This window comes from Vulcanisaeta distributa JCM 11217, assembly GCF_001316005.1.
Taxonomy (GTDB): domain Archaea; phylum Thermoproteota; class Thermoprotei; order Thermoproteales; family Thermocladiaceae; genus Vulcanisaeta; species Vulcanisaeta distributa_B.
Map to the genome: position 1 here is coordinate 89,667 of NZ_BBBJ01000005.1, position 19,125 is coordinate 108,791.

The following is a 19,125-nucleotide window of genomic DNA, read 5'->3' on the forward strand; positions in this document are numbered from 1 at the left end:
AAGTGTCCATACCATACACATACATCCTCCTTGCATCGGCAATAATAAGCGTTGTCGGTACAGCACCGACACTACTCAGCGAGGGTGCCAGGAGGTATTCATGGATTGCGCCATTAATATCAATGATAATACTCCTCATAGCTCCAAACACGTACTTAATGGCCTACACCGCGTTCCTCGTAGTCATAGGCGTCCTGGGAATAGTCACCTTGATGAGGCTTAACTCTCCAATAAGGGGTGTTGATTACGTACTCGTCTCAATAATGATAATAGCCACGGCGCTAGCCCTATATACAAGCAACTTAGCCCTAGCATTACTGTCGTTGATGCTCGTCTCAGCGCCAACATACCTACTAATCCTAATGGGGGATCCAAATACCAGCATTGAGGTTGGTGTTAAGTATGTGGTCAACATGATAATAGCCACGGTACTCTTCTTCGTGGGTGCAGTAATAATTAGTTCAGGCCCGTCATTAATAACGTACATAATAGGCTTCTCCCTACTGCTCCTCGGCCTATCCCTGGAGGTTGGTGCGGCACCAATGCATGAGTGGGTCCCCGACGTATTCACGGCTGGCAACCCAATACCCGTCGCAATAATAGCCTCAATAGCAAAGATAGCCCCGTTCATCGTAGCCGTTAAGATAACACTAACAACAATGAGCCTTTACAAGATACCACCCTACTACCTAGCCTACATAGCTGGTGCCTTCGCGACTATATCAATGTTCCTAGGCAACATAGGCGCGCTTACGAGTAGGGAAAGTCCTAGAGTCCTTGCCTATTCCTCAATAGCCAACATGGGCTATGTAATGGCCGCCTTCGCAGCCGCAATGATGGGTGCTCAGGAAATGGGCGTAACCCTGGGGGGGCTGGCGCTCGTTGGCTTATTACTACAGTTGTTCATGAATGCTGTTGGTAAAATGGGATTCTTTAACACGGTATTTTCAAAGGGTAATAATGCCGTGAGTACTTGGTTGATATCCCTGGCCTTCATAGGCACACCACCGCTCCTGGGCTTCTGGTCAAAGCTATACATAATACTGGCATTGGTTTATGGAAACCTTACCTGGCTCGCGGTTCTCCTGGTCATTAACTCCGTAATCTCGGTGCCCTATTACGTGAGGCTCGCTAGAGAGTTGGGGGGGACTGGCTGGAAGGGTGGGTTGGCTGAGAGCTTGATAATAGTTTTTACGATACTCGTCTTATCAACCACGATACCCCCCCCATCCTGGCTAATACACCCAATAATGAACCTAATTAATTACCTAATCCTGAGCCTATGACGATACTGCTTAAAATCATTGGTAACCTCTTAAAATATTGATGAGCATTGTCCGGGGGGGCGTTTATGAGGCTTTACGGCCATAATATACGGCTTCATACTGGACATAGCGCTGAAGGCCTTACTCCTCATAGGCTTCACAGACCTCGTTTATGACGTACTGCAACTAATCATTGCAATACTCTGGATTGGAATTGAGATGTTTGGCTGGGGCGGTGTTTGCATAGTTAATAGGGGGGGTTCGTGCAGGTTATCGACAATTTACAGGTACCTAATGTTCGTAGCACCACCACTAATGGCCTTCTCCTACCTACTTTACCTATACGGCGATGAGATAGCGGCCGCCGTGTTATTCCTAATAGCCGTGAGTTTAATACTCGGTCTCTCCGTATCTAGTTACGTGGGTGCCTACATGGTCAGTAATCAATTTAGGAGCAATGTGGGTAGGGTTGGCGCATTAATCTCGATAGTGGCTGTCATAATGTGGCTAGCCCTAATACCAAGGGTTATGGAGGTTGGCACGGCAATAAATGCCATAGGCAACGCCCTAATCCTGGTAACCCTAATTCAGGTTAGGAGGAGGTACTCACCAACGACTAAATCCCGCAGGTGAGCTCTTTTAATAAACGTAAATATCCTCGATAATCCTCATGAGCTTCATAATCCCTGGGTAACCAAATATGCCCTGCCCAACATTCCTGACTAGGTTACCGATTATTATCGTTGGCGTACCCGGGGGGGCGCCCAATTCCTTAGCCACGGACTTAGCCTCCATAACCCTTTGAAGCTCCTCATTAACGCAGTCACCACTAGCCTCTGCAATGGCTTCCTCACCCTTTAACTTACCGCTTAGGTACGCCTCGTAGTGCCTCCTCACCACGTCCAGGAAGACCATTGGATCCCTCCTATAGATGCACCTGAAGGTCGCATGGAGCCTCTCAACACCCCCCCTGTGTACTGGGTAATCAACGAAGTAAAGCGATGCCTTACCACTCCTGTACAACTCAACGAGGTAATCACCAGCCTCATCCTCAAGCAGTGCGCAGCCAGGGCAGTAAAGGTCATAGAAGATTACGATTAACAACCTAGGATTTTGAGCCCTAAACCCAAGCCCAACCCTATCAACCCTCTCCAAAACACTCCTGACATCCTTAATCAACCACTCGTCAGACATCAAGACGATTAATACGGCAACTCTTAAAAACATTAATCGCCAATTCAGTCGTTAATGAACGTGGTATCGCCATTGGGAAGTTGATGGTTGGGCAGGCAGAGTGGAGGTGAGATTATTCTTACCTCCACTCTTCCAGTCCAAACATTGACATTTAGCGCGCCACAATCATGTGCCTAGCGTCGAAATACGTCATTAATGCTACCCATAGGTCTATCACCACAATTCCATAGGCCTCTTCAGTGGCTGCCGATGGCCATGGGACGATTAACGCTATTACTGGCGACATAACGCCGAGAAGTAACGAAAACAACCCAAGTCTCCTATCCTTGGCCATCAATGAGCCTATGCCCCCCCACGTGATTAATGCCATATCCATCTGAGTGAAGAACCAGGTTGATACGAAGACATGCGGCCTAGTCCCCTCGTGATAAATCCCTATTAATGCCAGGAACAACCCTGCAATGAACACGAAGGCTGAGGCGAAATCCTCAACCTTATTCCTCGATACCAGTAATAGATTTATTGAATATAGGTCAACGAATACCGACGTTATTATTAATCCATAGTTATAAATCCAGGGGTCAGTTGCATATGGCCCACCCAAATCGCTAAAGGCGTTTTTGGTGAATACGAACCAGGGATTAACGCTAATGCTAATGGCTATGAACAACCAGGCGAGCACCGCAGCGATAATGCCTGTGTACGTTAGGAATTGCTTAGCACCCACAGTATCAATAGTAATTAAAATAGGCTTATACACTTAATGGGTCAGATCTCGATTACTAATGACTCGGTATCCCTTGGGTAATACGTTATTACCTCGACATAATCCTCGTGAATAACTACAGTATCTGAGTGCCTAAACCCACCAAGGCCATTTATGTATATGCCTGGCTCAACCGTAACAACCATGCCCGGCTTAAGCACTGTTTCATCGCCAATATCAAGGAACGGCGCCTCATGACCCTCAAGCCCCCAGTCCATGCCCACTGTGATGAAGTAAGTGCTCAATCACACCAAGCTCCTTGGCGGTCTTTATAACAGCCCTATCAACGTCAGAAGCCTTGACTCCAGGTCTCAGGACGCTCAATGCTGCATCCTGAAGCTTAAGTGCTATTTCGTGGTACTTAATTACGTCATTACTTGGTTTACCGACGAAGAGATTCCTTTCGAGTTCGGCCATGTAACCGCCAACGTCCGCCGTGGCGCCCGTTACCAAAACATCGCCAATCTTGATAGGTCTCTCCACACTTATTGAGTGCGGGTAAGCACCATGCTCACCAACCTGACCCCCCCTAAAACCTGCGTAGGCAGGGTACTCAGACCTCAAAGGCTTATACCCAGGTCCCAAGGCCTTCTTCATCATTATGGAAGCATCGAGGGAAGCCCTTAGTGATATCTCGTAGTCATACATGTCGGGTGCCGTGTAGTCCTGAAGCAGTGAGTGGGCGAGATTTGCCCACTTGGCACTCTCCCTGAGTAACTCAATCTCCACATCGCTCTTTACCAATCTCATGGAGTAAATATCGTCTGATATACTCACGAACTTGGCGCTTGGAAGTAATTCCGTGAGGCTTGGTCCCTTATAACCCCCCCAGTAGCTTACGTAACCTGGCGTTGAGTCATAACCAATGGCTGAACTATCCAGGTGTAATTCCCTGAGCCAGTCAGCGAATAGTCGTATTGGGTGTACCTCACCTGGGTAATCCCTATACGTGTATACCCTACTCACGAGCTTCGTCTGACTCAACACGTGATCCCTCTCGAGCAATGGCCCAAAGAAGTAAATATCGCCATTCCTACGTACGACAACGGCGGCGGGCCTCTCAGTCTGTAGGTAGTAAAATCCTATGAAGTAGGCGATGTTTGTTGGATTAACTATATACGCAGCATCTAACCTCTTCTCATCCATAACCCTATATAGCAGGCTTAGTCTCCTCTCGAATTCCCTAGTTGGTACAGTATACATTTACCTTATTGATTGTTCAAATTGTTTTAATGAATTACCCACGCTTAACCAAATAGGTTAACCTCAGGGACGTTCTCCGCAGTGGCCTTCTCACTAAGTACGTCATTGCTTATCTCAATCACGTACTTAAGTCTCGCGGTATAAACAACGTTATTACCCTCCTCACCGGTTGGCGTTAGCGGTATTTCACCGGTAACCCTGGCATAGCCCTTCTCCTCATTACCCCTCATCAACTTCCAAACCATGTTAATACTGTACTTACCACCAACATCCTTAACATCCCAAACCCTCTCGCCAGGTGTCAGGCCGTAGTCCGTGGAGAAGGACTTAACCAACTGCATGAAACTCGTGCCTGAGTCGTCAAGAGGCACGGACAGGCCAGCCTCCCTAGGCCACCTCTCAAGCCTCTTCTTCCTCGCATCCTCGTTGGCAGACTTACTTATTTTTATCGGTACCTCCAGGTCCCTCTCGTACACGGGTGTGAAGCTCATTAAAAACTACGTAGTGAAGCCGGAATAAAAACACTTTCTTGGACGGAAATCAGCTAACACCTTACTCGTCATTGGTCTGGACAGCCATCGCATCATCATTAGCACTACATTGATAAAATAATTATTTAAACCTACTCTGCCTCAACGACCTCATTTATGTCCAAGACTTGAACAACACCCTCAGCATTCCTACCAAGGTTTGCCAGGCATATTGGACACACGGTCACCACGGTCCTCGAGAGCTTGGACAAATTCTCAATCCTAATCTTGGCAATCTTCCTCGATAGCTCAGGACTAAGCGATTCAAGAGGTCCTCCACAGCATGTTGATGTATCCCTACCAGTTATTAATGGGTCCTCAACATGCTTTACACCAGCATTATCAAGTATTGACCTGTAAACATCGTACTTACCGAGGTACCTGGCGTATAGGCATGAGTCGTGAATAACAACATCACCGCTTATCTTCGGCCTTACCCTAACGCCCTTAATTAGGTCTAGGTAATTCACAACCTCAAAGTCAAGCTTGAAGTAGTTCGGTGCGACATTTGTTAATACATTATGGGTGTGCGGGTCAATAGTTATGACCCTCCTAACCCCCCCATACTTCCTAAAGGTCTTAAGGACCGTATTCTCAAAGTACTCCAGGAAGATGTCCTCAGCCCCAATTTCATGAAGTAGTGCGCCGCTGTAGGGCTCATCATCGTAGAGAAAACCGAAGTTAATGCCAGCCTTAATCAATGCCTTGGCTATATTCCTAATTATTCCATTGGCCCTATCAATATCGGCCCTATTGGGCTTTATTACAAAGCCCGCAAACCTGGATAAAACGCCTGCCAAACCGCTTAATGGAGTTCCCCTTATCTTCTCAATCCAGGGCACTAATTGGTTGATCATGGGAGCCATTTGGTATAGGCATGAAGTGTAGATTATCGTGTCGCCACCCCCCCTGGGTATGTTTAAATCCCTCGCCCACTCACTGCAGTAGGATTTGTCCATTGGTATTGGTAAACCATTTGAATCGAGGCTTCTCTTCATTATATCTATTAAAGACTTAACCCAACTCTCCAAAGAACTCATTAATTACTGTGTTTCATAACGTCTATTTAAGTATTAATTACAATCTGTTTTGTTCTATAATGATTAAATTGAGTACTACCTACCCTTGATGTAGAAGGTGACCCTGGACCTATTTATCACGGCATCAAGACTACAATCGCACTTAAGAAGGACCTTTAGCAACCCGAGTAGGTAACCCCTAGTGAATGGTAGGCCCGCGTCTAAGTCAAAGGGTTCTAGTAACGATACATTGACGATGTGCCCGCTCTTATCCATACTCATGCTTATGCTCTCGACACTCCTCGTTAGGTTCATGACCACGAGCATGTTTATTGCCGTCTCAAGAACCTTGCTCATGGTGGCGTTTGATGGGATCTCATACTTAGTCCTAAGCATGGTACTCGCCATTGACAAGCCCATTTCATAGCCAAGCTTCGTTAAGAAGGCGTGAACCTCCCCACCACTTTGGACCATATGCATTAATATGCTTCTAAGGATCTCCTTATCAAAACCCACCAACTCCATTGGCGCCTCATGGCTAGCCCAAATATCATGAACGCCGTTTATACCCCCCCTTAACCTGTCAAGCGCGCTTATTGGTAGTGAATCACTAAGTCTCATGGCTATTACCCTCTCGGTCTCCGAGGGTATTGACACAAAGACCCACTCAATGCTTGCATAATCCTTAATAACGCCGGTTATTTCATGAAGCATTCCACGCCTATTCGCAGCCTTAATAACGAGTAAGGTCATTAATGATTTATTAAAACACAGAGACTTTAAACCAGACTGACCGTGGCCTAAATAAATTATTAATAACGTGAACATAAGGAGGTAAGAATTTATTAAGGTAATTAATTTCTCTTAACGTCGATATGCCAGGTGATATTAATTATGATGAGCTTTACATGAAGCTATTGGATAAGGCCTACACAGTGATAACGCCCAAGATACAGAGAAGACAGGAAATACCTAAGTTGAGCATATTAGTTCAGCCCAAGAAGACTATTATTCAGAATTTCAGAGATGTTGCCCAGAGACTTAATAGGGACCCAACGCACATAGCCAGGTTTTTCCTCAAGGAGTTAGCACTTCCGGGTAGCATTGAGGGTAATGCGTTTGTTCTATATGCCGAGAGGAGTCCAAGGACCCTTGAGGCTGTTTATGAGAGGTACATTAAGTTCTACGTTGAATGCCCTGTGTGCCACTCAATAGATACGTACCTCGAGAGGGAGGGTAGGATATACGTACTCGTATGCACGGCCTGCGGCGCGAGGACTCCGAGGAAGGGTATTAGCTGACTTTCAATTCCTATATTAAACTATGCGAAGTCGGTAGTTTATATTAATGAAGAAGGGTTTTTATTTACTACAGGTATATAATAAGTCTGTGTCATTCGGTGGATATCCAATCGTTTTAACGGGCGAGATCGCAACAATGAGCGATACGCACGGGTCATCCGTTGTTGGATTCGCAAGTGCAATACCAGAGAATTACTTTAGGGATTGGGTTGCCCGCAGATTCTTCAGGATAAAAAGCGATAAAAATGGCAGGGTTTTAAGGGCTCCCTATGGCCTTGCTAAGGTTGAAGCTGCGTTACTCGCCCATGGTTATACGAGGAATGACGTAATAATCGCCGATCCTTATAAGCTCGATAGGGTAATTGGACCTAATACGAGAATCGTGGGTATATACGTAATGGACCCATTGGGGCTAAGCTTTGGTTCAGGAATACTCTACTGGATATTAAAGCTGGCAGACCTACCGTATAGGGGCCTACCATACATCGCCAAGTCATTTCTACAAGTCATTAATCACCCAGCAATAAAGAGACATAGGGATCACATAAAGATCGTTATTGGAGGCCCTGCCGGTTGGCAAATAGTTGATACTGGCAGGCAGGGTGAACTCGGCATTGATGTCGTTTATGAGGGTGAGTTCGAGGAGGATGGACCGCAATTATTTGATAAGATAATGAAGAGCGAGTCGGTACCGAACAGGGTGGTAGCCCATAGGCCGGTGCCGATAGACATGGTACCAACTATAGTCACACCATCAATTGGCGGCATGGTTGAGGTCACGAGGGGGCTGCGGCAGGGGTTGCCAGTTCTGTACACCAACATTGAGTGGTATGATTAGGTCATTCCCATTTGAAGGGCATATTGACAGGGAGATTAAACTAAATATTGAGGTTGGTGGCTTCAAGGAGATCACGCTCCACAGTGAAGAGTTCTTTAGGTATGGTGCAAAGGGCATTGAGCCAAACCCTGATAAGGTCTTGGACCTAACAGTTAAGGCGTATAAGCTCGTTAAGTCCTACGGAGACGATTACGAAATAACCACGGACTTCACCACGGCAGCTGTCGTTAAGTACGCGCCTAAGATGGTTAAGGAGGTTTCGGAATACATGAATGAGGGTGGTACCTGGCACTTCATTGAGATGGGTATTGAGACTGGCTCGCCCAGGCTATTAAGGCTATTAATGGCGGGTAAGGCATTGCCGTACAAGCCCGAGCAGTACCCAGACGTTGTTGAGGAGGCCATTGGTATACTTAATGATAATTACTGGGTGGTTGTCGGTACAATGATTCTCAACCTGCCTGGCGAGACGGACGATGATGTTGTAAAAAGCCTGGAACTTCTCGACAGGCTTAAGAAGCTTAGGGTCCTCACGTTCCCACTGCCCTTCATACCAATGGGTGCGCTTAGGAAGAGGGACTTCACGGTACTGGATAAGATGCTTGACGACCCACTGAGGCGTGAGTTCATACTCAAGGCCTTAATTAAGTCCTTTGAGGAAGCCATCGCATTCAGTGACTTAATAGTTAGGAAGGTTGAGAACTTCATCGTTAAGAGGCTCATTAAGTACATAGCCATTGGCAGCTTCAACCTGGTGCTCAAGAGGTATAAGGAGAAATTAGGTTCGCTGGTTGAGCAGTATGGGGGGGAGTTCAGGGAGAGACTTAAGGAGGAGGTGAGTAGGGCAGTAATAACCGTGAGAATTGACAAGGACTCTGATGAGCAGTCAAGTGATAATTCGGCATGAATTTCTCAACCCTCTTTATCTTAACTGTCAATAGTTAGAAACCTTGATAAGGGGGGGCTTAAATATGGGTTTCATGTGGGGGGGATTAATAATAGGCCTATTGAGGAATTGGACGCTTTAGTCATTAAGAAAGCCTACTACGTACTAGGCATTAGCATAGCAGGTCTATCATTAATAATGATTAACTGGTTAGGTGTATCAACCATAATGTTCGACATAATGGCAATAAGGAAGGTAATGCTCAGCGCTGTTTATTACGTAATCCCCATGCAACCGCGATGATAGGCTTCGCGGCAACGCAGTTGCCAGCAACATTCCTATTCAGTAGCTTGGTAACAGGGTCTCCATGTTCCTAGGCCTATTACTCAATGGATTATCTCTCATATTCTCAACAACGAGTAGCTACCACACGGCGTTACTACTAAGGTTCCTGGCGGGTATGGGGGGGCTTGGACTATACTTGATGCCGTCGCTCCTGCTGATACTTGGTTGGTGGAGTATTAGGGGGTTAACCAGGTGGGTCCAGGTTACTTACCTATCCTCAATAACGGTATTAATGCTCCTATCATCACTGGTAATAATAGGTATCACGCAGAGTGCCGTGCTGTACCTGGGCATAGCCTCCCTCGCCCTCGCAGTCCTCATACTCCTCACGATGAAGGACGCCGTGATAATAAAGAGCGTATCGCTAATGGCCGTCATGAATAACCCAGACGTTCTTATGATATCCATAGCCTTCTCAATACCCTGGGGGGGCGTGTACCTAAGCCTACTACCACTAATTATTAATTTCAGTGGTTACCTAGCAATCGCGGAATTAACAATTCCACTGGCCCTAACACCACTGCTATACAGGTTTAGGCATTCGTTGAGGGTGGAGAGACGCAAGATGCTATTCTACCTGACAATAGCCCTTGCGCGGTGATCATGCCCATGGGGGGGCTCGCCAAGGCCCAATTATTCATACCCGTGATTGTTGGCTTCGTATTTACGCTAATCCTACTACTAACGCTATACCTCGTGCATGAACTCGTAAGCCCAATACTAATAGCCCAATCCACAAGCTACCTATTCACAGTATCATCAATAATAGGCTCAATAATAGGCGTGGTAATGAGCTACGCAATACAATACTTCGGGGGGGTACTTGGTTGGATTATGACTGGGATTTTAATAATAATGTCATCATTCATTTACAAAATACTAAAGATCACTCTCTAACCTTCGGGTACCTATCAAGCTTCGCAACCTCCCTAACAGCATCCAAATCGCCCAGCAAGTCCCTAATTGAAATAACGCCCACGACCCTATCCTCCTCATCAACAACGATCACATGCCTAACCCTGTAATTAACCATTAAGGAGGCCACGGTACCCACTGAATCATCAACCCTAGCCCTAACAACCCTGGGACCCATAGTCCCAACCTTACTAACAGGAGTATCAAGCGGGAGCCTACTGGCCAAGGCCCTAATCACATCACGCTCAGTTATTATACCACGCAACTTCATACTATTCAAATCCTCAACCACAACCACAGAGCCGGTATTCTCCTTGGCCATCAAATCCACAGCCTCGATAAACGGCCTATCCTCAGTAATGACAAGAGGTCTCCTTTTAACGAGGTCGATCGCCCTCATGTAACCACCTAAATAATTAATTTTAACTGATTAATAAGTATTATTGCATAATCCATGTATATTATCAATTATATACGTAAAATTATATGTATACTTCTACATAGTATTAATAAATATTTATATGAATAATTATGTAATTAATGTAGAAACCCAAGGCTTATAAGAGATTAGACAACTACCGCTGTGGGTGATGAGTAGGGACCTCGCCTGCCAGAGGAGTGACGAGTTTGCCGAGTGCTGAGCCAATGCCTTAATTCAACCTGTTAATTCCAATCTATTCCTCGTTTTCTATTTCTAAAGAATATCCTTTACAGATTGAAATAATAAAATAGAAATAATGAACAAAGTACACCGAAAGTACTACAGAGGTAATATTTAAAAAATATTAAATGTACTTGTTACCTATGACGAGGAAAGCCCTAGCACTAGTACTACCCGCGTTACTACTCGTAGTAGCACTAATGGCAGGAACAACAATGGCAATGCAGGTAACAAAGATAAAGCCAGACACACCAGGCGTAACAATAATAAAGGAAGTAACAACACTAAAACTAAAGGTATTACCATTAAAACATAAAGCAGATCCATTTACATTACAACCTAATTCAGGTGTATTACTTGGACCAGTAACATTAACTTCTGGGCAAGAATTAGCGGTTTACGTGCAATGGACTCCATCATCAGCATCATTACTTGTGGGTGTAGTAAATGCAAACACATGGTCAGGATATGGCTATATAGTAAGCGGAGGTTCTGCATTTGTAATATTTAATCCTGGTCCGGGAACTTGGTATGTTCTTATTTATAACGTAAGCCCATATACAGTTACCGTAACAACAGTATATATATTTATTTTGAATAGTTAAAATAGTTAATTGAAATATTATAATTGGTCAAATTATTTATATATTTAATATTAAAATTATTAGATATACCAACATTTGTGCTATTGCATAAAATAAAGAATGCAGTATCATTAATTGACTTAACATAACGACATCCTGTTAAGGCAATATTTGTACTAATTTTTTTACCATCATTATGTACCATAAAATAATATACTAAACTAAAAGTTATAACTAAGAATATTGTTAAGGTAATTAATGATATTTTTATTTTTCTATTTCTAATATATTTATAATTATATTTTATATTATTCTCCTTTATTTTTTCTAGCATCTTTTCATCTTTTATTAGTATTTTGTTTAGGTTTACTTTGTCTATTGTTCCTATGTAGTGCCAGGTGTTTCCGTGTTTTATGTATACGTAGTTTCCTGCCTTTATTACTACTGTTCCTGGTTTTCCGCATCTTGGGCACATGCCCATTCCTATTGCTCTGCTTGGCATTTGGTTTTGTGTTCAATCTCTTCTTTAAATCTCTTTCTGTTCTTTATCTTACGTGAAACCTTTATTTACCACCGTGCATGTTGGTGCTTTTTCAATTTGGTTTCACGCGTTTTCCACGGAGTATTACTTAAGTGTGGTAGTGTTGAGGAACTGATCGGTGGTAAACGTGGTTGTTAGGGTGACTGTACGTAGGAAGTTGGAGAGGTTCAATGTGACGGCGCTACCCTTCACTGTTAGGGTGTATATAAACAACCAAGTCCTATTACCGGCTAGCCTGGTTAGGGCTTTGGGTATAACGCATTTGAGGTTTGCGGATGTTGAGCTTGAGTATAAGGGTTTCGTGATTGAGTTAAAAGGCGTTAGGTTGCTGAGGACTAGGCACACCGACTCTAGGCAGTTCACAATACCCAGGGGGGGTGTTAGGGAGTTGTATGGCGTTGGGCCTGGGGGGGATATCGTTAAGGTAATATCCATAAGGCCGTCAAGCGCTAATCAATAAATGACTTAAAAATATTTATTTTTCTCGTTTTTAAAATTAGAGCTTAATTATTAACCCTACGATGAGTAATACGGCGTAGGCCGGTGGGTATAGTGAAGGTTGTCTCATCAAGGTGCTTAAAGGAGTTCTTAATGGCTATCCTAAGCATTTGTATCATGGTGGTATCAGCATTACAGTAATTGTCAATGTAAATTGGCAATAAGTTAAGCATGACGAGTATGCTGTGGTGATCGCTTAATTAATCAAATATCTTACCTGGATTGAATATTCCGTATGGGTCGAAGACTCTCTTAATGCTCCTCATCAGCCCAATGACAGCATCGCTATTACCACCATTCCTACTACCGATTGCCTCTCTCAATAGTTCCTTCTTTTGCGTTCCAATACCGTGCTCCGCGCTTACCGTGCCATTGAGCCTTATGGACAACCTACCGACGTCCTCAAAGAATCTCATGACTCTATCCATCTCATCCCTATCCGAGCGCCTAGCCCAAACCGCTGGGTGTAGGTTTCCATCGCCAATGTGCCCACCCAGGTTCATCCTAACGTTGTATTTCCTACCCAATGCCTGAATATCCCTAACGGCCTCGGGCAATTTGCTCATTGGTACTGCAATGTCCTCAAAGGCCACGAATACGTCAGTCCCATAATCATTAAATGCAGCCTTAAGCGTGGCTGAGTAGAGCATTCTCCTTGGCTCCAGTATCTTTGAGAATTCCTGCCATGTGGATGCCCTATTAACGATTTCACCACCACTCAGGGAAATATCATTATTAAGCTTAGCCAGTACTTGCTGCTCACTGCCTGTGTAAGTGTCAACGCCAATCCATAGGTAGTAACTCGGCTCGAGATTTAGTATTTGAGCTGTTATGTCATCAATGAATTCGGTGACCATGGGCCACAGCTTATCCCTCCTAACCCTAATCACGGCGTTAACCAGGGACTCCGCATCCTTAAACCTAGCCATTACCCCCCCACGAAGGACTCCGGCAGTGGCGCTAGCCTGAGCGTCGCTTCGGTTACTATGCCCAGGGTACCTTCAGAACCAATAAACACCTGGACTAGGTTGTAACCCTCACGGCACTTAACAGTCCTACAACCAACCCTGATAACATCACCCGTGCCAATCACAGCCTCAAGACCAAGAACCCAATGAGATGCTGGGCCATACTTAGCACCACGCATTCCACCACCGCCATTACTGATTACGCCACCCACGGTCGCGGTCTTAGACGATGCCGGGTCAACAGGCCACTGAAGGCCATAACTCATCAACTCCAGGTTTAACTCATCAACCTTAATGCCAGGTTGAACCCTCGCGTACCAATCAATGTCTGAGACCTCGATTATCGAGTTCATCCTCTCCAGGGAGACGATTACCGTATTCTCAAGCTTTGGCGTTGCATTACCGGATAGGCTCGTTGATGAGCCGACGGGCACGATCTTAAAGCCGTGGTCGATGGCGAGCTTTACTACCTTAACCACCTCATCAACGCTCACAGGTTGAACAACAGCCATTGGTCTAACACCAACCTCCGAGGATGCATCATGCTATATAGGGCCAGTATATGCGGCTCGGTGAATAGCCTATCCTTGAATACGGCCTCAAGCTCCTTAATCACGTCACCCTTACCCTGGGACATGCTTCTCATCTCGAATCACCATTACTTAAGCATTGCTTCTAAGATAATTGCTTTGAAACTATGTATTGCATCAGCAATCCTAATACCCGCCGGGCACTGAGTATCGCAGGCTGCACAGTGTAGGCAAGTCATTATTGGGTTAATAACATCACTATCAAGTCCCACGTCCTTACCCTGCCCAAAACCATTCTCTATCAACACCTTAATGAGGTTAATCCTACCCCCCCTAGGCCCATAAGCCTACTACGTAGAGCATTAAATGTCGGGCATGGGAACTCACAAAAGCCGCAATACATACATTTTTTAACTTCCTCGTAGATCTCCTTAATGCTCATCATCACCCACTCACCTCAATGACCTCGGCAATATCGTAGAGATTAACCTCAACACCACTTAGTTTAACACCTCTCCTCAGGTTCACGTAGCATATTGGGCATTGAACAATCACGTTCCTAGAGAGCCTAGCCAACTCCCTAACCCTATTACTGGCAACTTTGCCGGCTACCTCGGGGGTATGTCGACTCAATAGGCCCACCGCAGCAGTGCGATGTGTCCCTACCAGTTATTACCGGGTCCTCCTTAACATCGGCCTTACCCCCCCTAAGTAAGCCCCCCCTAATCAGGTCATACTTATTCAGGTACCTGGCGTATAGGCATGAGTCATGGATCGTGAACTCACTAAGCCTAACCCTAACCCTGCCTGGGTCCAGGTAGTCCAGGTAACTCCTAACCTTAATATTAAACTCAGGCACGTACTTGGGGGGGTAAAGCCTCTCGAGCGTGTACTGGGTGTGTGGGTCAATGGTTATTACCTCACTCACGTTATTATCCCTAAAGACCTTATAGACGCTCCTCGCGTAATCCGCAAACTCATTAACAAAGCCAAGCTCATAAAGCAATGCGCCACTGTAGGGCTCGTTATCTAGTACCCTAAACCTAATGCCCAGGGCCTTGAGCATGCTATAGATATTTCTAACAACCCTATTGGCCCTATCAAGCTCCTCATCACTAGGCCTAAGCAGTGCCTTACCAAGGACTCGCGCCGATGACAGTCAACCTAGCCAATGCACCACCCTTAGTAACACCAAACCTCTCAAGCTCAGCCACAGCCCTCTCAATGACTGGTGCCAATTGGTAAAGGCATGAGGTATACAGTATAGTGTTACTATCGCCATCGAAGGATAAACCCTCCCTCCACTTAGTACAAATCGACTTATCAATAGGGAACGGAAGCCAGGAATCCCTAAGACTACTAGTAACAACATCCCTCAAAGCCCTAAACCAATCAAGAGACACAAGAACAGAATTAACAGGCAACACTATTAAATATTAATACTAAGGCATAATAAATTGATGAGCAGGGACAGAGTGAAGGGTAGACTTCCCATTAAGAGTCTCTGGTCAATGCCAGGTAATACACCCCCCCTCTTTGCGAAGCTGCCTCAGTACTTCCCTGATGCTGAGGTTTTACAGGTATTCTTTGAGACTGATCCTGAGGGTGCGGCTGAGGTTGTTCCTGAGGACCTTGAGGTTCCAGTACCTACTGAGGCAGTAATCACGTTCTTTAAATTCCCATTTAGTACCCTTGGACCTTATAATGAGTTCGCCGTGGACATTAAGGTGCTTCTTGATGGTCAGGAGAAGTACTATACGGCTTATAATTACGTTAATAGTGACGTTGGTTTGGCCGCAGGCAGGGAGATATGGGGGGGTGTACCTAAAAAATTCGCGGTCCTCGATATTAGGAGGAGCTTTGACTTGGTCTATGGATTCCTAGAGAGACCTGAGGGATTGAGCTGGTCACTGCCGTTATTAGGCCTGAGGAGCCCGCTAAGATTGAGCCGCTGCCAATCACTAGGCTTGCCCTTAAGGTTATTCCACCGGCTGGTGATGGTGCCGAGCCATTGATTCAATTAGTCGATAGATATAGGCATAGATTGACTCCGAAGAGCGTTTGGACTGGTCCCTGCACCTTGGTGTTTAATAATAGGAGTGATATTGACCCACTCTATAGGTTGGGGCCGAGGAGAATCATTAGGTGTGTTTATGGGACTTTTGATTATATACTTGATTTTGGTAGGGTTGTTAAGGACTACGGTAAGCACTAATGTCTGATGCTTTAGTAATTGAAAATAAATATTAAACCAATTCTTATTTACATGTTTACCACTTAAGTTTATGATATAGATTTAGTAATTCCTCATCAAACGTAATTAACGGCAGGTTTAACCTCAATGCCGTACTCAGTATTAATAAGTCGTTGAAGTCATCGTAATGCTTAATGTAATCCTTATAACTAATAGCGAAGTATATGTCCTGCGTATTATTTTCAACGACCTTAATCTTAGGATCTCGTAAAATCTCGCCTATAATGCTTAGGTTGATTTTATGCCTAATAAAGAAATAACCTAACTCTATAAGTGAGATTGTTAGTACGTAAGCTTCATTTAGGGAATTCCAAGTATTTTACCGCTTTATCATGATTTACATCATCCTCTAAAATTACGGCAATAATTACGTTCGTATTAGCTACGAAACTCATACTATCCCTTCTCGATTACCTCTCTTATGGTTTCCTCAACATACCTCCAATCTATCCTTTTTCCTAACTTAATCCTTATCTCCGTAATACTCCTCCTCTTTGGTTCAAGGATTATTCGATCACCCTCAAGCTTAACTATGAGTATATCCCCCCCAACTCTTAATCCAAGCTTTTTCCTAATGGCTGCCGGTATCGTTATTTGGTAATTCCTAGTTATTTTTGTTTTCTCGATCATAGTAGATCTAGTAACTAGATTTATTAAAGCGGGAATTTTAGTCTTATTAAGTAATTAAATCTTACAACGTTATGTATGAGTGTATATATGCTGTGATGGGTAATTTACGATTAATGGAAATAACTTATATTAATTAGTTATTGCTACTTCTTCATTAGTGCCTAGTAGGGCTTTGGTTAGGCTTGTGGAGGATTTACGTGACTCAGGGTTTAGGGGGGGTGTTGTTAGGGCTTACTACGTCAGGGGGGTAGCTTTAGTTCGTTGAGCATAGAGTTTATTATCTATAGGAGACCGAGTGCGGTTAGGAGGTTTTGGGTTAGGTTGAGGAGGGCTATTGAAGCTGTACCGTCAATGATTATTGCCGTTGTCGTAGGCTTTGTCCTCGCATTGATAATGAGGTGGTTCGTTTAATGCGGTAGTGCCTTCCTTAGGAAGCTTATTATTGTGCCTAGTCTCACGTCATTTAGGCATTTGCTTTCTATCATTTCATAATCATCGCTTAATAGGATTAACCGCATGCAATCATCACTCCCCCCCTTAATCATCAATCTAAATGTATGCCCATCATCCACTATTACCATGTCTAACTCCTTCACGGTAATGCCCATCAACCTCCTCCTCAATTCATACTTATTGCTCTGCACATAACTATGCTCATTAGCGGCTTTAATTACTGCTGAGTTATTTTAATTAAACACGTTAAGCAATATTACTGTTATAGGAATCCGAGGGACTTCATTGTATTTACCTCATAATTTATCCTAGACTTAACTACCTCCAGCACGTATTTGCAATGGCTCACGCAGTTCATGGTTAACTCCCTGGCATAACCAATGTATTTACCTGGGCTCAATGCACGCAGAGTGTCGTCATTAACGCCTAATTCACTCAGCGCCCTTTCATAATCCTCCGCGCCCATTCTAGACCCCCCCCTAAATATTGCTAATGCCCTTTCATAGGCGTCGGTCATGCCCAACGCCCTAAGCCTAACCTGGACAGCCTCACTGAGCACCTCCCAGTGATCATTTAAATCCCTGCTTATGGCACCCTCATCAACATCAACGCTACTCAATACGGCATTCAGCCTCCTTACTCCAAGGATCACGTGGCGATGCCAAGCCCAATATTCCTCTTAATGGTTGAGTCGCTCAAATCCCTCTGAAGCCTGCTCACTTGGATATGCCTGCTTATCTCCATGAGGATTGAGGAACCGAGCTTTAGATTGCCCTCTGCATTCTCTAGGTCCACGGGATTGACCTTGTGAGGCATTGTGGATGAGCCTATTGGTTTACCGCGGACATGTATGTAGCCGAGCATGTTGTACATCCACAGGTCCTGGGCCAGGTTAATGAGTGCCTGAGACATTAGTCCAATGGATGTTAATAAGTGAGTCAGTGAGTCGGGTGGTAATACTTGGGTTGTGACTATGGCTAGTTCGAAACCAAGTTCCCTAACGAACCTGCTCAACTCTTCAATCCAATCAATGTCCCTGCTAATCATTGGGAAGCTCGCCATTGAGCCTGTGGCTCCTGAAACCTTACCCTGCAGTTTAATATCGGTGATCACGCTGAGCCAGTAGGTTAACCTGCAGGCGTGGTATGCAATCTCCTTACCAAGGGTTGTTGGTGTTGCTGGCTGCCCATGGGTTCTCCCAAGCATTGGCAGGCCGGCGTACCTCTCCATTAGGGCTATCATGGTACTCAACAACCCAGTTAGTTCAGGCATTAGGTAGTTATACGTGGCCACCCTGACGAGTATTCCAAGGGCAAGATTATTCACGTCCTCGGAGGTCAAGCCAAGGTGCGTTAGATGGGCTATTCCGCCAAGACCAATACCGCCCAGCTTCTCCCTGAGTAGGTACTCGATAGCCTTAACATCATGACCAAGCTTACCCTCAAGCTCCTTGAACTTCCCATAATCATCCTCACTAAACCCCAGCGAAAGTAACCTCTCCCTCTCATCATCAGTTAACGGCTTCGCTAGACCAACTCTGCTTAACAAATTAACTAAGAAATTGAGATATAGAACCTCAACCCTCAATCTATACTTCGTGAATGCTGCCTCGGACACTGCCGCTGCGTAATCCCTCAATTCCTCGTAATACCTATCATCAAGCGGCGATATGAAACCCACAATGCTTACCAGAATCATTATTTAAAAAACTTAATTAATAATGATGATAAGCATATTACACGCA

At 44.8% G+C, this 19,125-nt stretch carries 25 protein-coding genes and 4 pseudogenes; 12 read left to right on the plus strand and 17 right to left on the minus strand.

The genetic code is table 11. From position 1 onward, the window contains the following. Positions 1–2: 2 nt before the first annotated feature. Positions 3–1,286 (plus strand): proton-conducting transporter membrane subunit, encoded by a 1,284-nt coding sequence (locus JCM11217_RS06450; RefSeq protein WP_054842421.1) that lies wholly within the window; start codon positions 3–5, stop codon positions 1,284–1,286. Positions 1,287–1,484: 198 nt separating this feature from the next. After that, positions 1,485–1,898, plus strand: coding sequence for a hypothetical protein (locus JCM11217_RS06455; RefSeq protein ID WP_243678577.1), 414 nt, complete (start codon positions 1,485–1,487; stop codon positions 1,896–1,898). A gap of 6 nt (positions 1,899–1,904) precedes the next feature. Here the strand turns inward: JCM11217_RS06455 and JCM11217_RS06460 are convergent, their stop codons facing one another. The 7 genes from JCM11217_RS06460 to JCM11217_RS06485 all read right to left on the minus strand — a co-directional run bounded on the left by JCM11217_RS06460 (position 1,905) and on the right by JCM11217_RS06485 (position 6,730). Then, on the minus strand, positions 1,905–2,459 hold the full coding sequence (locus JCM11217_RS06460; RefSeq protein ID WP_243678578.1) for a thioredoxin domain-containing protein: 555 nt from the start codon (positions 2,457–2,459) through the stop codon (positions 1,905–1,907). 151 nt (positions 2,460–2,610) lie between these two features. Then, positions 2,611–3,186 carry a DUF998 domain-containing protein gene (locus JCM11217_RS06465; RefSeq protein WP_054842423.1) on the minus strand — a complete coding sequence of 192 codons (576 nt, stop codon included), beginning with the start codon at positions 3,184–3,186 and terminating at the stop codon, positions 2,611–2,613. Between the two features lie 41 nt (positions 3,187–3,227). After that, complete coding sequence (locus JCM11217_RS14585) at positions 3,228–3,443, minus strand: M24 family metallopeptidase (protein WP_243678579.1); 216 nt, start codon at positions 3,441–3,443, stop codon at positions 3,228–3,230. Next, on the minus strand, positions 3,427–4,428 hold the full coding sequence (locus tag JCM11217_RS06470; protein WP_243678580.1) for a Xaa-Pro peptidase family protein: 1,002 nt from the start codon (positions 4,426–4,428) through the stop codon (positions 3,427–3,429). Before JCM11217_RS06470 ends, JCM11217_RS14585 begins: the two co-directional genes overlap by 17 nt. 44 nt (positions 4,429–4,472) lie before the next feature. Next, the gene (locus tag JCM11217_RS06475; RefSeq protein ID WP_054842424.1) at positions 4,473–4,919 is read right to left on the minus strand and encodes a hypothetical protein; all 447 of its coding nucleotides are present in this window, start codon (positions 4,917–4,919) and stop codon (positions 4,473–4,475) included. A 131-nt stretch (positions 4,920–5,050) separates the two neighbouring features. Then, positions 5,051–5,998 carry a (Fe-S)-binding protein gene (locus tag JCM11217_RS06480; RefSeq protein ID WP_243678581.1) on the minus strand — a complete coding sequence of 316 codons (948 nt, stop codon included), beginning with the start codon at positions 5,996–5,998 and terminating at the stop codon, positions 5,051–5,053. A gap of 75 nt (positions 5,999–6,073) precedes the next feature. Continuing rightward, positions 6,074–6,730, minus strand: a complete 657-nt coding sequence (locus tag JCM11217_RS06485) for a hypothetical protein (protein ID WP_054842478.1) — start codon at positions 6,728–6,730, stop codon at positions 6,074–6,076. A gap of 122 nt (positions 6,731–6,852) precedes the next feature. On the opposite strand from JCM11217_RS06485, the gene JCM11217_RS06490 reads away from it, so the two are divergent. The 6 genes from JCM11217_RS06490 (at position 6,853) to JCM11217_RS14610 (ending at position 10,244) form a co-directional block, all read left to right on the plus strand. Continuing rightward, positions 6,853–7,278 carry a translation initiation factor IF-2 subunit beta gene (locus JCM11217_RS06490; RefSeq protein ID WP_054842426.1) on the plus strand — a complete coding sequence of 142 codons (426 nt, stop codon included), beginning with the start codon at positions 6,853–6,855 and terminating at the stop codon, positions 7,276–7,278. 88 nt (positions 7,279–7,366) lie between these two features. Next, entirely contained in the window at positions 7,367–8,116 is a 750-nt protein-coding gene (locus tag JCM11217_RS14590) for a hypothetical protein (RefSeq protein WP_243678582.1), read from the plus strand. Continuing rightward, positions 8,109–9,023, plus strand: a complete 915-nt coding sequence (locus JCM11217_RS14595; protein WP_243678583.1) for a radical SAM protein — start codon at positions 8,109–8,111, stop codon at positions 9,021–9,023. Before JCM11217_RS14590 ends, JCM11217_RS14595 begins: the two co-directional genes overlap by 8 nt. A gap of 75 nt (positions 9,024–9,098) precedes the next feature. Continuing rightward, positions 9,099–9,305, plus strand: coding sequence for a hypothetical protein (locus JCM11217_RS14600; protein WP_243678584.1), 207 nt, complete (start codon positions 9,099–9,101; stop codon positions 9,303–9,305). Positions 9,306–9,369: 64 nt separating this feature from the next. Then, entirely contained in the window at positions 9,370–9,948 is a 579-nt protein-coding gene (locus tag JCM11217_RS14605) for a hypothetical protein (protein ID WP_243678585.1), read from the plus strand. A gap of 2 nt (positions 9,949–9,950) precedes the next feature. Further along, complete coding sequence (locus tag JCM11217_RS14610; protein ID WP_243678586.1) at positions 9,951–10,244, plus strand: hypothetical protein; 294 nt, start codon at positions 9,951–9,953, stop codon at positions 10,242–10,244. Here JCM11217_RS14610 and JCM11217_RS06505 read toward each other — a convergent pair. Beyond that, complete coding sequence (locus tag JCM11217_RS06505) at positions 10,234–10,662, minus strand: CBS domain-containing protein (protein ID WP_054842427.1); 429 nt, start codon at positions 10,660–10,662, stop codon at positions 10,234–10,236. The genes JCM11217_RS14610 and JCM11217_RS06505 overlap by 11 nt on opposite strands. A 404-nt stretch (positions 10,663–11,066) precedes the next feature. Here JCM11217_RS06505 and JCM11217_RS06510 point away from each other — a divergent pair, with 404 nt between their 5' ends. After that, a complete protein-coding gene (locus tag JCM11217_RS06510; protein ID WP_054842428.1) occupies positions 11,067–11,528 on the plus strand; it encodes a hypothetical protein in 462 nt (153 codons plus the stop codon). Here JCM11217_RS06510 and JCM11217_RS06515 read toward each other — a convergent pair. Beyond that, the gene (locus tag JCM11217_RS06515; RefSeq protein WP_054842429.1) at positions 11,512–12,009 is read right to left on the minus strand and encodes a hypothetical protein; all 498 of its coding nucleotides are present in this window, start codon (positions 12,007–12,009) and stop codon (positions 11,512–11,514) included. The genes JCM11217_RS06510 and JCM11217_RS06515 overlap by 17 nt on opposite strands. A gap of 157 nt (positions 12,010–12,166) precedes the next feature. On the opposite strand from JCM11217_RS06515, the gene JCM11217_RS06520 reads away from it, so the two are divergent. After that, positions 12,167–12,508 carry a hypothetical protein gene (locus JCM11217_RS06520; protein WP_054842430.1) on the plus strand — a complete coding sequence of 114 codons (342 nt, stop codon included), beginning with the start codon at positions 12,167–12,169 and terminating at the stop codon, positions 12,506–12,508. 43 nt (positions 12,509–12,551) lie between these two features. On the opposite strand, the gene JCM11217_RS14615 is transcribed toward JCM11217_RS06520, so the two are convergent. From JCM11217_RS14615 to JCM11217_RS06535, 4 genes and pseudogenes are all read right to left on the minus strand, one after another. Then, positions 12,552–12,719: a hypothetical protein gene (locus JCM11217_RS14615; RefSeq protein ID WP_243678587.1), complete on the minus strand. Its 168-nt coding sequence runs from the start codon at positions 12,717–12,719 to the stop codon at positions 12,552–12,554. A 27-nt stretch (positions 12,720–12,746) separates the two neighbouring features. Further along, positions 12,747–14,160, minus strand: a pseudogene (locus tag JCM11217_RS06525) (FAD-binding protein). Positions 14,161–14,172: 12 nt separating this feature from the next. Beyond that, positions 14,173–14,489 (minus strand): annotated as a pseudogene (locus tag JCM11217_RS06530) ((Fe-S)-binding protein). Beyond that, positions 14,489–15,447 (minus strand): annotated as a pseudogene (locus JCM11217_RS06535) ((Fe-S)-binding protein). Before JCM11217_RS06535 ends, JCM11217_RS06530 begins: the two co-directional pseudogenes overlap by 1 nt. A gap of 108 nt (positions 15,448–15,555) precedes the next feature. Here JCM11217_RS06535 and JCM11217_RS06540 point away from each other — a divergent pair. Continuing rightward, a pseudogene (locus tag JCM11217_RS06540) lies at positions 15,556–16,259 on the plus strand (acetoacetate decarboxylase family protein). A gap of 435 nt (positions 16,260–16,694) precedes the next feature. Here JCM11217_RS06540 and JCM11217_RS06545 read toward each other — a convergent pair. Continuing rightward, complete coding sequence (locus JCM11217_RS06545) at positions 16,695–16,928, minus strand: AbrB/MazE/SpoVT family DNA-binding domain-containing protein (protein ID WP_054842431.1); 234 nt, start codon at positions 16,926–16,928, stop codon at positions 16,695–16,697. A 261-nt stretch (positions 16,929–17,189) separates the two neighbouring features. On the opposite strand from JCM11217_RS06545, the gene JCM11217_RS14620 reads away from it, so the two are divergent. Continuing rightward, on the plus strand, positions 17,190–17,339 hold the full coding sequence (locus JCM11217_RS14620) for a hypothetical protein (RefSeq protein WP_243678588.1): 150 nt from the start codon (positions 17,190–17,192) through the stop codon (positions 17,337–17,339). Here the strand turns inward: JCM11217_RS14620 and JCM11217_RS06555 are convergent. The 3 genes from JCM11217_RS06555 to JCM11217_RS06560 all read right to left on the minus strand — a co-directional run bounded on the left by JCM11217_RS06555 (position 17,336) and on the right by JCM11217_RS06560 (position 19,079). Then, positions 17,336–17,572, minus strand: a complete 237-nt coding sequence (locus JCM11217_RS06555; RefSeq protein ID WP_054842432.1) for a hypothetical protein — start codon at positions 17,570–17,572, stop codon at positions 17,336–17,338. The two genes, JCM11217_RS14620 and JCM11217_RS06555, sit on opposite strands and share 4 nt — an antisense overlap. 71 nt (positions 17,573–17,643) lie before the next feature. After that, positions 17,644–18,033, minus strand: coding sequence for a hypothetical protein (locus JCM11217_RS14625; protein ID WP_243678589.1), 390 nt, complete (start codon positions 18,031–18,033; stop codon positions 17,644–17,646). Further along, positions 18,030–19,079, minus strand: coding sequence for a lyase family protein (locus JCM11217_RS06560; RefSeq protein ID WP_243678590.1), 1,050 nt, complete (start codon positions 19,077–19,079; stop codon positions 18,030–18,032). Before JCM11217_RS06560 ends, JCM11217_RS14625 begins: the two co-directional genes overlap by 4 nt. Between the last annotated feature and the right edge of the window lie 46 nt (positions 19,080–19,125).

Bases quoted from the DNA above. Each gene is read 5' to 3' on its own strand.
- JCM11217_RS14610 (WP_243678586.1), top strand. From the start codon at position 9,951: ATGCCCATGGGGGGGCTCGCCAAGGCCCAATTATTCATACCCGTGATT.
- JCM11217_RS06485 (WP_054842478.1), bottom strand. From the start codon at position 6,730: ATGACCTTACTCGTTATTAAGGCTGCGAATAGGCGTGGAATGCTTCAT.
- JCM11217_RS06480 (WP_243678581.1), bottom strand. From the start codon at position 5,998: ATGAGTTCTTTGGAGAGTTGGGTTAAGTCTTTAATAGATATAATGAAG.
- JCM11217_RS06545 (WP_054842431.1), bottom strand. From the start codon at position 16,928: ATGATCGAGAAAACAAAAATAACTAGGAATTACCAAATAACGATACCG.
- JCM11217_RS06560 (WP_243678590.1), bottom strand. From the start codon at position 19,079: ATGATTCTGGTAAGCATTGTGGGTTTCATATCGCCGCTTGATGATAGG.
- JCM11217_RS14585 (WP_243678579.1), bottom strand. From the start codon at position 3,443: ATGGACTGGGGGCTTGAGGGTCATGAGGCGCCGTTCCTTGATATTGGC.
- JCM11217_RS06505 (WP_054842427.1), bottom strand. From the start codon at position 10,662: ATGAGGGCGATCGACCTCGTTAAAAGGAGACCTCTTGTCATTACTGAG.
- JCM11217_RS14605 (WP_243678585.1), top strand. From the start codon at position 9,370: ATGTTCCTAGGCCTATTACTCAATGGATTATCTCTCATATTCTCAACA.
- JCM11217_RS06470 (WP_243678580.1), bottom strand. From the start codon at position 4,428: ATGTATACTGTACCAACTAGGGAATTCGAGAGGAGACTAAGCCTGCTA.
- JCM11217_RS06515 (WP_054842429.1), bottom strand. From the start codon at position 12,009: ATGCCAAGCAGAGCAATAGGAATGGGCATGTGCCCAAGATGCGGAAAA.
- JCM11217_RS14595 (WP_243678583.1), top strand. From the start codon at position 8,109: ATGATTAGGTCATTCCCATTTGAAGGGCATATTGACAGGGAGATTAAA.
- JCM11217_RS06475 (WP_054842424.1), bottom strand. From the start codon at position 4,919: ATGAGCTTCACACCCGTGTACGAGAGGGACCTGGAGGTACCGATAAAA.
- JCM11217_RS06510 (WP_054842428.1), top strand. From the start codon at position 11,067: ATGACGAGGAAAGCCCTAGCACTAGTACTACCCGCGTTACTACTCGTA.
- JCM11217_RS06455 (WP_243678577.1), top strand. From the start codon at position 1,485: ATGTTTGGCTGGGGCGGTGTTTGCATAGTTAATAGGGGGGGTTCGTGC.
- JCM11217_RS06460 (WP_243678578.1), bottom strand. From the start codon at position 2,459: ATGTCTGACGAGTGGTTGATTAAGGATGTCAGGAGTGTTTTGGAGAGG.
- JCM11217_RS06490 (WP_054842426.1), top strand. From the start codon at position 6,853: ATGCCAGGTGATATTAATTATGATGAGCTTTACATGAAGCTATTGGAT.
- JCM11217_RS14615 (WP_243678587.1), bottom strand. From the start codon at position 12,719: ATGCTTAACTTATTGCCAATTTACATTGACAATTACTGTAATGCTGAT.